Annotated in this window: 11 protein-coding genes; 8 read left to right on the forward strand and 3 right to left on the reverse strand. The window is 71.4% G+C overall.

The genetic code is table 11. The features are described from left to right. Positions 1–464: 464 nt before the first annotated feature. From WME96_RS24100 to WME96_RS24115, 4 genes are all read left to right on the forward strand, one after another. Positions 465–731, forward strand: a complete 267-nt coding sequence (locus WME96_RS24100) for a hypothetical protein (RefSeq protein WP_437283933.1) — start codon at positions 465–467, stop codon at positions 729–731. Further along, entirely contained in the window at positions 728–871 is a 144-nt protein-coding gene (locus tag WME96_RS24105) for a hypothetical protein (protein WP_433926183.1), read from the forward strand. Before WME96_RS24100 ends, WME96_RS24105 begins: the two co-directional genes overlap by 4 nt. 82 nt (positions 872–953) lie before the next feature. Then, positions 954–1,778, forward strand: coding sequence for an SDR family oxidoreductase (locus WME96_RS24110; protein ID WP_437283934.1), 825 nt, complete (start codon positions 954–956; stop codon positions 1,776–1,778). A gap of 77 nt (positions 1,779–1,855) precedes the next feature. Continuing rightward, positions 1,856–2,476 carry a universal stress protein gene (locus tag WME96_RS24115; RefSeq protein ID WP_437283935.1) on the forward strand — a complete coding sequence of 207 codons (621 nt, stop codon included), beginning with the start codon at positions 1,856–1,858 and terminating at the stop codon, positions 2,474–2,476. 46 nt (positions 2,477–2,522) lie between these two features. On the opposite strand, the gene WME96_RS24120 is transcribed toward WME96_RS24115, so the two are convergent. Both WME96_RS24120 and WME96_RS24125 read right to left on the reverse strand, forming a co-directional pair. After that, a complete protein-coding gene (locus WME96_RS24120) occupies positions 2,523–3,833 on the reverse strand; it encodes a hypothetical protein (RefSeq protein WP_437283936.1) in 1,311 nt (436 codons plus the stop codon). A gap of 169 nt (positions 3,834–4,002) precedes the next feature. Then, positions 4,003–5,037, reverse strand: a complete 1,035-nt coding sequence (locus tag WME96_RS24125; protein ID WP_437283937.1) for a hypothetical protein — start codon at positions 5,035–5,037, stop codon at positions 4,003–4,005. A 381-nt stretch (positions 5,038–5,418) separates the two neighbouring features. On the opposite strand from WME96_RS24125, the gene WME96_RS24130 reads away from it, so the two are divergent. From WME96_RS24130 to WME96_RS24145, 4 genes are all read left to right on the forward strand, one after another. After that, a complete protein-coding gene (locus tag WME96_RS24130; protein ID WP_437283938.1) occupies positions 5,419–5,904 on the forward strand; it encodes a hypothetical protein in 486 nt (161 codons plus the stop codon). A gap of 699 nt (positions 5,905–6,603) precedes the next feature. Beyond that, entirely contained in the window at positions 6,604–7,626 is a 1,023-nt protein-coding gene (locus WME96_RS24135) for a sugar-binding protein (protein WP_437283939.1), read from the forward strand. A gap of 62 nt (positions 7,627–7,688) precedes the next feature. Beyond that, entirely contained in the window at positions 7,689–9,263 is a 1,575-nt protein-coding gene (locus WME96_RS24140) for a sugar ABC transporter ATP-binding protein (RefSeq protein WP_437283940.1), read from the forward strand. Beyond that, positions 9,260–10,333 carry an ABC transporter permease gene (locus WME96_RS24145; RefSeq protein WP_437283941.1) on the forward strand — a complete coding sequence of 358 codons (1,074 nt, stop codon included), beginning with the start codon at positions 9,260–9,262 and terminating at the stop codon, positions 10,331–10,333. Before WME96_RS24140 ends, WME96_RS24145 begins: the two co-directional genes overlap by 4 nt. Positions 10,334–10,364: 31 nt before the next feature. On the opposite strand, the gene WME96_RS24150 is transcribed toward WME96_RS24145, so the two are convergent. Continuing rightward, the gene (locus WME96_RS24150; RefSeq protein WP_437283942.1) at positions 10,365–12,785 is read right to left on the reverse strand and encodes a substrate-binding domain-containing protein; all 2,421 of its coding nucleotides are present in this window, start codon (positions 12,783–12,785) and stop codon (positions 10,365–10,367) included. Between the last annotated feature and the right edge of the window lie 167 nt (positions 12,786–12,952).

Here is a 12,952-nt window from a genome sequence, read left to right on the forward strand (position 1 = left end):
CTCCGCGCCCCGTCTTACCTGAGACCTCGCATGAGCCTGCTTACAACGGTGAGTAAACGAACTCGCCGCCGATCGCCAGCGGCTCCGCCCGGAGCGGCAGCGCGTGAGCGACGCGGCGGCGCGGCCGGGACCGGAGCACGGCCAGATGATGTGAGCTGCACAACACGACGCCCGCGCGCGGCGGCGCGGAGCGGGCGCGCGCTGCGGTGGCGTGGGCCCAGGTGGAGCGGAGCGCGTGGTCGACGCTCGCCCGGCTCGCCCGGCCGCCCGGGTGGGCGCGGGTGGCAGGCGCCGCGCGTCCCGGCGGGCGGGCCCCTCGATGAGGGCGCGATCCGGAGGCAGCGCATTTTCACCACAGTGAGGCATAACGCCCTGGTCATGGGCGGTCGTCACGATAGCTCGTCGCGCTGTCACAGCATTTCGAGTTCCAATGCAATGGCATGTGGCGTGCTGGACTGATGAGCATGAAGACGAAGCTGTCCAAGAAGCAAAAGAGGAAGCTCAGCAAGCTCGGTCGGAAGGTCCTCAAGCCCGTGGCCTCGGTGACGAGCCTCGCTGCGGTGTTCGCGGCCGGATTGTACAGCGGCAAGGCGAGAGGCTATCTGTCCAGCGCTGGCACGACCGTGGCCAGCAAGGTGAAGGGCTGGGCGAGCTCGCTGGGCGTGTCGAAGCTGGCCAATGGCGTCTCGGGGAGAGCTCACCCGGAGGTCGAGCTCGTCCAGTCGTCATGAAGAAGAAGACCCGTCGTGCCCTTCGAAGGGCGGTCAAGGCGGTGTCGACGGCGGCCGCGATGATCGCGGTCGACACGATCGGCGCCGCGGCCGGCAGGCTGCTGAAGGACGCGCTGAAGAAGCGGCGGCGCGAGCGCTGAGCTGCCCTAGGCATCGACGTGCTTCCGCGCGCCGCTCGAGCGCCTCGCGTCGGGCGCTGTCCTGGAGTAGGTTCCGCCCCGCATGGACACCCGAACTTACTTCCAGGGCAAGAGCGTTCTCGTCACCGGCGGTTCGAGCGGCATCGGCCTGTCGTTCGCGCGGCTCGTCGCGGGTTACGGCGCCGCGGTGACGCTGGTCGCGCGCCGCCGCGCCCTCCTCGAGGAGGCGGCCGTGGGCATCCGGCGCGAGCACCCGTCGGCGCGGGTCGACGTCCTCGAGCTCGACATCAGCCGGGCGGAGGACGTCGCGCGGGCGATGGAGTCGCGGCTCGCCGAGCGGCCGATCGATCACCTCGTGAACAACGCGGGGGCCGTGATGCCGGGGCGCTTCCTCGAGCTGCCGATCGACGAGTTCCGGAGCATGATGGACGTGAATTTCTTCGGCGCCGTCCACCTCTGCAAGGCGGTGTTGCCGGCGATGGTGGCGCGCGGCAGCGGCCACGTGCTCAACGTCTCCTCGCTGGCGGGGGTGATCGGCATCTACGGCTACACGCCCTACGCGGCGAGCAAGTTCGCCCTGATCGGCTTCTCGCAGGCGCTGCGCGCGGAGATGTGGCCGCACGGCGTCCGGGTGAGCGTGTGCATGCCGCCCGACACCGACACGCCGCAGCTCGCGTTCGAGAACCAGTACAAGCCCGCGGAGACGAAGGCGATCGCGGGCAACGTGAAGACGCTGGAGCCGGACGCGGTGGCGCGCAGCATGGCCGACGGCATGGCCCGCGGTCGATTCGAGATCTACCCCGACGTCGGCTCGCGCGTGAGCGCGATCGCGCAGGGCGTGCTCCCGGGCGTGGTCCGCTGGGTCTGCGACAGCGCGCAGCGGAAGGCCGGTCCGGCGGCGGGCTGAGCGCAGGGGCGGCCGCGCGGGGCATGGACGTTGCGTGCTCGCGGATTCGAGACGAGGACATTCCAAGGGAGGAACCGATGGAGTCGAGATCTTCGAGCGATGCGCGACCGTTCAACGTCCTGGCGGCGATCGATCTCTCGCCGACGAGCCGCGGCGTGCTCCTCCGCGCGCTGTGGCTGGCGAACGCGGAGGAGACGGGCGGCGAGGTTCATGTGGTGACGGTGGGGGACAGGGACGCCGCGGCGCGGCTCCAGGAGCTCGCGACCAGCGCCGTCAAGGAGTTCGCCGTGCCGTCGCGGCCCGCGCACGTCCAGCGCGTGGTCACGCACCACCTCACGGGCGATCCGGCGCGCGAGATCGTCTGGCTCGCGGCGCACATCGACGCGGATCTGATCGTGATGGGCACGCGCGGGCGCACGGGCGTACAGCGGCTCGTGCTCGGCTCGGTGGCCGAGCACGTCGTGCGGACCGCGGGGTGTCCCGTCTGCGTCGTGCGGGACAAGCACCACGACGAGTCCTGGCGTGTGCCCGAGATCGAGCCGCCCTGCCCGGATTGCCTCGCAGCGCGCAACCAGAGCGGCGGGGCGACCCTCTGGTGCGAGCGGCACCAGAGCCATGTCCACACGCATGTTTATTCCGGCGCCGAGACGACGAGGACGGTTCGCCGGGCGGTGGTGCCCTGGGGGTTCTCGCCCTGAGCTCGCCATCACGGGACGGGTCCTCTCTCGCGCGCGCCGCCCCGGCTCACGCCGCGACGAGCATCCGCTCCCCGTCGCGCCGCGCCGCCGCCCAGGTCTCGTCCCAGGCGGCGTCGGCCTGCGCGCGCCGGAGCTGGCCGAAGGCCTGCGTCTCCTTCCGCTCGCCCTCGACCTCCACGTGATCCCCGGGCGGCGCGGGGGCCGGCCCGGCCATCGCGTCGCCGACCGCCTCCCGCACCTCGCGCCCGCCCTCGGCCAGGCAGTAGGCGAGCACGCGCCATCCGAGCTCGGCGTGCTGCGCCTCGTCGCGCGCGACCTCGCCGAGCGCCGCCCGCACGCCCGCGTCGGACGCCCCCGCGAGCGACCGCCGCGCCCGGGCCGCCGCCGCGCCCTCGCCGAGACAGCCGTCGTGCCACGCCTCGAGCGCCATCCGCACGAGCGCCGCGCGCCGGTCCGCGTCGCGCGCGGGCGGGGGCGGGAGCAGCGCCGGCCTGAGGCGCCACCCCGCGAGCGAGCTCGCGATCTCGCTGCACCGCGCCGCGTGGCGGACCTCATCGCCGAGCGCGGCGAGCGCCCGCGCCACGAGCGACGCGGGCGCGCCGACGGCCGCGAGATCCCGCGCCAGCGCGAGGAACGCCGGGATCGAGCCGCACTCGGCCCGCGCGCTGTCCAGCCACGCGCCCGCGAGCGCGGCCCGGGTCGCTCGATCGAGGCGCGCCGGGCGCATGGCCGCGGGGCCCAGCGCGAGCGCCGGCGGGAGCACGACCCCCTCCGCCGTGCGCAGCGGCCGGCCGTCGATGGGCCTGGACTGGAACCCGAAGGGCGAAAAGAAGCGGAGACCCACGCCAAACGTCCCTTCGGGGGCGAACGGCTCACCCGAGAGCGGGATCACCGCGCGCGCCGAGATATCGAGGCACACCGGGTTGAACAGGGTGTTCACGACACCGAGGTGGAAGCCGTGCTGCCCCGGGAGCTCGTCGCTGATGCGGGTGCGGTACGTCCATCCGAGCTCGCCGTCGATGCTGTGGTCGACATCGACGAAGTCGTCGGAGAGATCGCTCCCGCCGTGGATGCCGGCCGCGAAGCGGCCGGCAGAGAAGTTGAGCCATGTCGCCTGCGCGAACGGACCGAGTCCCATGTTCCCGGCGCCGTACGGTCTGCCGGTGTTCAGGAGGGCCGTCGCGCGGAGATCCGCGCCCAGGCCGAACGCGAGCTGCTGGCCGAACGAGAGCGACATGAAGACCCCGCCGGAGATGGCGTAGGGCTCGTCGGCGCGCGCCTGCCCGGGGAGCGAGACGAGGGCGGCGACGCCGAGGGCAGCGAGCGCGGGCGGGAGCGCGCGTGAACGAGAGGACATGGAACCTCCGAAGCCAAGGAGATGGGCAAAGGATCGATCTCGGCTCCAGTCTACCAGAGGGCGCGAGCCGGCACGACGGCGGTCGATGACAAAAAGCGGCTCTGTCAGGGCGGTAGCGCGCGAGATCCCGGAGCGGCCTGTCCGCCGCCGCGAGCAGCTGACGCCTGCTCTATCTCGAGAGCACCTCGAGGCGCGGCGGCTGCGCGCCTTGCTGATCGAGGTTGTAACGGTCGGCCGTCGCCGTCGAGAGACGGACGCCGAGGGACGAGAACCCCATGCGCAGGGTCGCCACCAGGGAGCTCACGTCCACGGAGACCGTCTGGAAAGACGCGCTGGCCGGCAGCCTGCTGTAGTGCTCGCCCGCATCGAAATCGTCCGGGTTGACGACGCCGTCTGCGGAGTACCAATAGACGTCGATCGACCCCTCGGTCCCCCCCGCATCGATGTTCTGCAGATCGATCGAGAGCTGCACGGAGGTGCTCGTCGGCGGGAGATCGTGAAGGCTGAACTCCGCCACGGTGCGGTCTTCCGTGCCCGATTTGATCGCCAGGAAGCCGAGGAGGAACGGCTCACCGCCGGCGAACTTGCGAATGCCGCGGACGTCGGTCGGGAGGTAGATGAGCGCCTTGCAGTCCTCGCGACAGCGCTCCTCACCGTCGCACAGCTCGCCGGTCGTGACGATGCCGTTACCGCAGCCCGTCGGCGTGCAGTTGCTGTCGCAGCCGTCGTCGTCCTCGCGGTTGTCGTCGTCGCACGCCTCGGCCTTGGTGATGACGCCGTTGCCGCACCCCGTCGGCGTGCAGTTGCTGTCGCAGCCGTCGCCGTCGGTCGGGTCGCCGTCGTCGCAGGTCTCACCGCGCGTGACGACGCCGTTGCCGCACCCGGTGGGCGTGCAGTTGCTGTCGCAGCCGTCGCCGTCTCTGGTGTTGCCGTCGTCGCACGCCTCGGCCTCGCTGACCACGCCGTTACCGCAGCCCGTCGGCGTGCAGTTGCTGTCGCAGCCGTCGCCGTCTCTGGTGTTGCCGTCCTCGCAGACCTCACCCGGATCGACCCGGCCGTCACCGCACTCGCCTTCGGGCTCGGCAGGACCGCCCGTGGAGGCGCCCTCGCCGTCGAACGACCTGACCACGGGATCGCAAGCAGCGCCCGCGACCGCGATGCAGATCAGCTTCCACGCCGCGCCCAAGATCGCACCGTGTCGCACCTGGTTCTCCTTGATGTAGGCTCCGTCGCGCGCGCCACCTCGCGGCGGTGTGCGAGGCGAGGCGTGGGGGCTGCTCGCCGGTGAGGCGATGCTAACGCAGGGCGCTCCGGATGTCACCCGCTGCCGCGGCGCGGAGGAACGACCGTGCGCCGCGCCCAGCGCGAGCGCGCTCAGACCGCCAGCCACGCTCGTCACACCGCACCGCGGGGGAGAAGGAGATGCTCGACAACCGGTGAAATGTCGCCGCTCCAGTCGTGCCGCCGTCTCGGCGTTTTTTCCGTTCGAGCCAGCCTGTGGGCCGTCCTGCGCTGTTGCGCAGAGCACGCAGGCATTCTTCTGTGAAGGGCATCGACACGGGGCTGCGTCCTGCACAGATAGAGCGTGGCGGTGCTCGATATCGAGGCCGGCCAGACGGAAGTCCGCTTCTGGGCTTCAGCGCATGGATGTGTGACATCAGGAGGAACGACCATGGACCGTCTGACAAACCTTGCATCGATTCTTCTCCTCTCGGCGTCTTCCGCGCTCGTGACTGGATGCATGGCGGGCGATGACGAGACCCTGGACGAAGGATCCGCGCAAACAGAGCAAGCGGATACGACGAGCGACGCGGTCGAGGCGACGCAAGACGCCGCGCCGGCCGACGGAGAGGCGGTGGCGGAGAGCTCGCAGGCACTTCATGCCTGCGGCATGGCCTTCAGCACGTGTTATCGGCCCGAGCTCGTCCCCTCGTACACGCCGTACGTCTCCTGGACGGCGATCCCTCGGCTGACCTACACGCTGCACCCCAGCGTCGGCTTCACCACGCAATGGAACCTGATCTACCGGGCGTATTCCCGCCCGGTGACCTGCTTCGTGAATCCTTGCTAGCGCGTCGGTGACCGCCGCGGCGGCGCGAGAAGGGCTCATCGCGCGGAGCCCCGCCCCTCCCAGAGGGAGCGTGAGCGCTGCGGCGCGGCTGCTCAGCCACGATGGATCTGCAGCAATCGGAGCCTCCGGGCGGGCGGCTCACCACCGCCGCCCGCCCGGAGCGCTCAGCCCGCCGCCTGGTCCACCGGTGAGCTGCGGTCCGGTGAGCTACGGCCGTTCCGCATCTCGAGCAACCACGAAGAGATCGACATTATCATATTGCTCATCAGCGCGGAGCTGAGCGCGATGGGGTACAACGAGCAGGAGGAGGTCCTCCTCGACGTCGCGCGGGCCATCGTGCGCTGCCTCGAGCGCGATCCAGCGCGCGCCCCCTGGCGACGTCGCCAGTTCGCTGAGCAGGGCGCCCCCCGCCCATGATCAGGGCCGTCGCCCGGCCATGAAGGTCTCTCGATGCGCTCGCCGGAGCAGGTGGGCCCATGAACGACCCACGTCCCGGTGTACGTGACGCGCCCACGCCCGGCTCTCCTGACATCCAGGCGCGCGTCTGCCGGTCCAGGTTGGAATTGCGCCTGAGGCGCTCAGACGAGGCGCGACATCGTCGGGGTGAGTCGCTAGCATCGCCTCGGGGCATGGCGGTGTCGCGGTCTGGGGGCATCGTCTCGACGCACGCCTGGCTCGGACGAAGCGGGGAGGACTGCCATGAATCAACAGAAGGGTCTCTGGAAGCTCGCGTGTGCGGCGTTCGCCATGCTGTCGATGGCGCTCATCGCAGGCTGCGATCAAGGGGGCGGGGGCGAGGTCGGCAGCAAAGGTGAAGGCAAGAGCAACGACGCCACGGCCAAGGTCGCCAAGCTCGCCTTCGTGACGAGCGGCACCAGCGAATTCTGGAAGATCGCGGGGGCCGGCGTCCACAAGTACGAGCAAGAGGCCAAGATTCAAGTTGACATCAAGGCGCCGCCGAACGGCACGCCAGAGGAGCAGAACCAGATCCTCGAGAGCCTCGCCAGCCAGGGCTACGACGCCGTCGCCGTGACCGTCCTCGCCCCGAACGACCAGGTGACCGTGCTCAACAAGGTCGCCGAGAAGGTCAAGCTCATCACGTTCGACTCCGACGCTCCGAAGTCGAACCGCCTGCTCTACATCGGGACCAACAACTACGAGGCCGGCAAGGTGCTCGGCAACGAGATCGTGAAGCTGCTGCCGAACGGCGGGAAGATGGCGGTCTTCGTCGGGATGTTCGCGGTCGACAACGCGACCCAGCGCCTCAAGGGCATCCAGGACGTGGTCACCGCCCACAACATCCAGATCGTCGACAAGCGCGAGGACAACGCCGATCGCGCCAAGGCGCGCGCCAACGTGGAGGACATCATCAACGCCCACCCGGACCTCGACGTCGCCACCGGCCTCTGGTCGTACAACGGGCCGGCCATCATCTCCGCCGTCGAGGCGCTCGGGAAGAAGGGCAAGGTCGTCCCCGCCGTGTTCGATGAAGAGGACGCGACGCTCAGCGGCATCGAGAACGGCACCGTGGCCTGCACCGTCGTCCAGAAGCCGTTTCAGTTCGGCTACCTGGCGAGCAAGTGGATGCACGACCTCGCGACCAAGGGGGACGCAGCCATGGCCGCCATCCCCCCGAGCAAGATGGTCGATACGGGCGTCGACGTGATCGACAAGGAGAACGTCGCGGCGTTCAAGGCCAGGCTCGCCGAGCTGAAGAAGTAGCCCGTTCCTGCGGGCGGCTCGCGCGAGGCCCTCCCCTCGCCCGGGCCGCCCCACCCCTCTGGATGACGCTCACCGCCGACCCTGCCCCCCACGAGGACGCTCCCCCGCTGCTCGCGATGAGCGGGATCGTCAAGCGCTTCCCCGGGGTCACCGCGCTCGCCGGGGTGTCGCTCTCCCTCCGCGCCGGGGAGGTGCTCGCGCTCGTCGGCGAGAACGGCGCAGGCAAGAGCACGCTCATGAAGATCCTCGGCGGGGCGCTCGCCCCCGACGAGGGGAAGATCCTCATCGACGGCGCGCCGGTCGCGCTGCGCGGGGTGCGCGAGGCCAAGCGGCTCGGCGTCGCGCTGATCCACCAGGAGCTGATGCTCGCGCCGAACCTCGACATCGCCGCGAACGTCTTCCTCGGCAACGAGGGGTCGCGCGGCCTCCTGGCCCCGGTGAAGCGCGACGCGCTGAACGCGCGGGCCGCGGCGCTGATGAAGCGCGTCGGGCTCCCGCTGCCGCCGACCACGCCCGTCTCGGCGCTCACCGCGGGGCAGATGCAGATGGTCGAGATCGCGAAGGCGCTCGCGGAGCGCGCGCGGATCATCGTCATGGACGAGCCGACGTCGTCGCTCACCGCGGGCGAGTCGACGGAGCTCTTCGCGATCGTCCGGAAGCTCCGCGCCGAGGGGATCGGCATCATCTACATCTCTCACCGCATGGAGGAAGTGATGAGCCTCGCCGACCGGATCGCCGTGCTGCGCGACGGCCGCCACGTCGGCGACCTGCCGCGAGCCGCGGCGACGCACGACAAGATCGTCGCCATGATGGTCGGGCGGGAGCTCAGCGGCCGCTACTTCCCCGAGAAGCGCGCGCGCCCGCCGCGCGAGCCGGTGCTCGTCGTGCGCGATCTCGTCGTACCCGGCGCGCCCGCGGGCGTGAGCTTCACCGCGCTGCGCGGGGAGATCCTCGGGTTCGCGGGGCTGGTCGGCTCGGGCCGCACCGAGCTGATGCAGGCGATCTTCGGGGCGACCCGCGCGCTCGGCGGCGCGATGACGCTCGAAGGAGCCCCCTACCTGCCGCGGACGACGCGCGAGGCCATCGACCGCGGTGTGTGCCTCGCCCCCGAGGATCGCAAGCGGCACGGGCTCGTCCTCCCGATGACCCTCGTCGAGAACACGTCGCTGCCGAACCTCGCGCGCTACAGCCGATGGGGACGGCTCCTCCGAGAGGCCGAGCGCCGCGCGGCGCGCGCCGAGGTCGATCGCCTCCGCGTCAGGACGCCGACGCTCGATCAGCGCGCGGTGAACCTCTCCGGCGGCAACCAGCAGAAGGTCGTCCTCGGGAAATGGCTGTCGATGAGCCCCCGCGTCCTCATCCTCGACGAGCCGACCCGCGGCATCGACGTGGGCGCCAAGGCCGAGATCTACCGCCACATGGCCGCGCTGGCCGACGAGGGGATCACCCTGCTCATGGTCAGCTCCGACATGGAGGAGGTGCTCGGCATGAGCGATCGCGTGGTCGTCATGCACGAGCGGCGGATCACGGGCGTGCTCCCGCGCGAGCGGCTCACCGAGCAGCGCCTCGCCTCGCTGATGACCGGGAGAGCGGAAGACGCCGCAGCGGAAGGCGCGGAAGGAGACGTGACGGCATGAGACGTGAGCTGGGCATGAGCCTCGTGCTCGTCCTGATGTGCGCGGGGCTCTACATCTCCAACCCCGATTTCCTCGGCCAGTCGAACGTCGTCAACACCGCGCGGCAGATCTCGATGCTCGGCATCTTCGCCATGGGCATGGGGTTCGTCATCATCAGCGGCGGCATCGATCTGTCGATCGGCTCGGTCATCGGCCTCACGGGCGTCCTCATCGCGAAGATCTCGTCGACCGGCATGGGGTGCCTGGGCTACCCGCTCTGGGTCGGCATCCCGGCGGCGCTCTCCGCCGCGGTGCTGGTGGGGCTCGCGCAGGGGCTCTTGATCACGCGGCTCAAGCTGCAGCCGTTCGTCGTCACGCTCGGCGGCATGCTCCTCGTGCGCGGCGTCTCGCAGACGGTGGCGGAGGGCGGCACGCTGAGCTTCGGCGACTCGCCGTTCCTCGACCTCGCGAACGGCGGGCTCCTGCGCGTCGGCGGCGACGCGCTGATCCCGTACCCGCTCGTCATCTTCCTCGCGGTCCTCGCCGCCGGCGCGTACGTGCTGCATTTCACCGTGCTCGGGCGCTACATGTACGCGCTCGGCGGCAACCGCGAGGCCGCCGAGTACTCGGGCATCGACGTGGGCAAGGTGGAGGTCCTGACCTACGTGATCTCGTCCGCGACCGGCGGCATCGCCGGCGTCTGCTACGCGTCGTACATCGGCCAGATGTCGCAGCTGGTCGGCATGGGCTACGAGCTCTACGCGATCGCCGGCGCCGTGCTCGGGGGCTGCTCGCTGCGCGGCGGCGAGGGCAGCGCGCTCGGGATCCTCATCGGCTCGGCGATCATGCGGGTCATCGACAACGGCATCAACATGTTCCAGGTCCGCTACGTCGACGGCGGCGTGCGGCGCATCTGGCGCCTCGACCCGAACTGGACGTTCATCATCATCGGCACGGTCATCCTCGTGGCGGTCGTCTTCGACCAGGTGGTGCACATCGTCCAGGCGCAGCGGCGCGCGCGGCGCGCCGACGACGCGCGCGCCGCGGCGCCGCGCCCGATCGACGCGCCGCCCACCGCCGACACGGGGTGACGCGGTCGCGGCCCGCCGCGCTCAGCCACGTTCAGCCGCGCCCGCGCGTCCGCGCCAGCGCGTACCGGAAGCCGTGCGCCAGGTTGCTGCGCGTCACCATCGCGCCGATGTCGAGCCCCTCAGCGACCATCATCTGCGCAGCGCCCGGCCGCAGGCCGACGAGCACCGCCTCGGCGCCGAGCAGCGCGGCCGCCTGCGCCGCCCGGGCGAGCTGCGACGCCGCCGCCGCGTCCACGATCGCCATCCCGGTGACGTCGATCAGCACGACCCGCGCCCTCTTCGCGTCGATCTCGCGGAGCATCGACGCGATGAAGTGGCTGGAGCGCTCGGCATCCATGACGCCCACCAGGGGCATCACCAGGATGCCGTCCGCGATCGGCACGACGGGGCTCGAGAGCTCGCGGATCGTCTCGAGCATCGCCGCCTGCTGCTCGTTGGCGCGCTCGAGCTCCGCGCTCCGCTCGGAGATCCGGCGGAAGAGCCGCGCGTTCTCGACGCCGACCGCCACCGTGCCGGCGACGCGGACCAGGAACGACACGTCGTCCCGCCCGCACGCTCCCGCGCGGTCGCTGCTCAGGACGAGGGCGCCGAGCACGCTGCCCCGGGCCTGGAGCGGCAGCGCCACGACCGTGCGCGCGCCGGCGTGGACCGCGGGCAGCGCCGCCTCCGCGCCCGCGTCGCCCTCGTCCGGGTCGATCACGAGCGGGCTCCCCGCCTCGAGCGCGCGGCCCACCAGCGAGCGCGCCGGGACCGTGACCTCGGCCTCGATGACGGCGCGCGACGGCGGCGGGAACCCGATCAGCATGACCTCGGTCGGATCACCGCCGGACGCGCTCCGGCCGGCCAGCTCGTTGTCGACGCGGCGGGACGCCTCGCGCGTGAGGTAGTCGCTCAGCGTCGTGGACCACGGCGTCTGCTCGAGGGTGACGCAATCGACGCCGGTGTGCACGACGCGCGACGGCGGCAGCTCCGCGGCGGTGGGCGCGATCCCCCGCGAGATCATCCGGTGGAGCACCTCGACGCCCAGGAAGCCCATGTCGTACTCGCGCTGGACGATCGTCGCGTGGATCGCGCCCTGCCGGAGCAGGGCGACCGTGCTGGCCATGAGATCGAACCCGACGATCTTGAGATCCCCGCTCCTGCCGAGGGCCCCCGCGGAGAAGCCCCAGGACGGCCCGTTGTCCGCGGCGGCCCCGAACGCGCCGGCGATGTCGGGCCGCGCCTCCAGCGCCGCCGTGGCGAGCCGCGTCCCGGCCGCGAGGTCCCAGTCGCACCCGATCGTCGGCAGCACCGTGATGCTCGACCCGAGCATCGCGGCGCGGAAGCCCTCCACGCGCTCGTGGACGTTCCGCGCGAGGTCCACGGCGCCGAGGGCCGCGACGACGCCGCCGTCCGGGAGCAGCCGCTTCATCATCTCGCCCGCGAGCCTGCCCGACGCCACGTTGTCCGTCCCGATGTAGAGCTGCGCCCGGCTGCCCTGGATCGGCGGCGTGTCGATCACGACGACCGGGATGGACGCCTCCGCCGCCTGTCGAAACGCCTCCTCCGCGTTCTCGGGGTTGCCGGGCGCGATGAGGATGCCGGACACGCGCCGGCGGATCGCCTCGTCGAGCAGGGCGCGCTGGGAGCCCTCGCCGCCGCCGCCGTGGCCGGTCCGGAAGTCCACGGTGATGCCCAGGGGGCGCCCGGCGCTGACGGCGCCGGCGCGGATGTTCTGCCAGTAGGTCGTCGGCTCCGACGACGGCGCCCGGTACACGCGGGCGCGGCGATCGCCGCGCGCCGGCGCCGCGCCGTCCCGGATGCTGTCCTCCTCGAGCGCCCAGAGCTCCACCGCCTTCCATTCCGGATCGAGCTGCACGCTCTTGATGCCGTGGGCGATGGTCTCGATGAGGTCGTGCAGCTCGACCGTCGTCCCCACCGCGCTCATCAGCCGCTCGAACAGGCGGATCTCCTGCGCCGATCTCGCCTTGTCGTCGTAGAGCCTGTTGCGCTCCAGCGCGTCTCCGGCGGCGTCCGCGATGACCTCGATCATGGCGCGGCGCTCGTCGTCCGGGGACGCCAGGGTCGGCTGCTCGACCGCGAGGTACCCCACCGGCGCGCCGCACGCGTGGACGGGCGCGACCAGCACGCCGGCGCCCTCTGGGACGGCGCCGCGCGTCTCGATCGGCGCGGGCAGGAACGCCCGGTACCACGCGCGCGCGGCGACGACGCAGATCCCGCGCGCCGCCTCGGGCGCCGCCTCGGGGACGAGCGCCGCGTCGTCGGTGAGCGCCGCGGCGGCGGGCATGTACGGCGCAGGGTCACGCGGGCGGTCAGCCCCGATGAGCGCCCTGACGACGAAGCGGCGGCCCTCGCGGATCAGCAGGCTGCCGCGCGGCGCGCGAGGAGAGATGGCCATGGCCCGTCGCACGATCTGGTGGAGGACGGCGAGGAGATCGGGCACCTTGAGCATGCGGTTCGTTCCGAGCGGCCACTACCAGGCGTGAAGATGGGTCGCGAGAGCGTACAGCACCGCTCCGTCATCAGGGCTGTTCCCTTCGCACGGACGGCGAGCGGAGCCACCATCGCACAGCGCTCCCGTCGCTCTTCAGGAAATCCGAGATGCGCGATCACGCACCT

Origin of the sequence: Sorangium sp. So ce406 (assembly GCF_051474675.1) — a bacterium.
Lineage (GTDB): Bacteria > Myxococcota_A > Polyangia > Polyangiales > Polyangiaceae > Sorangium > Sorangium cellulosum_G.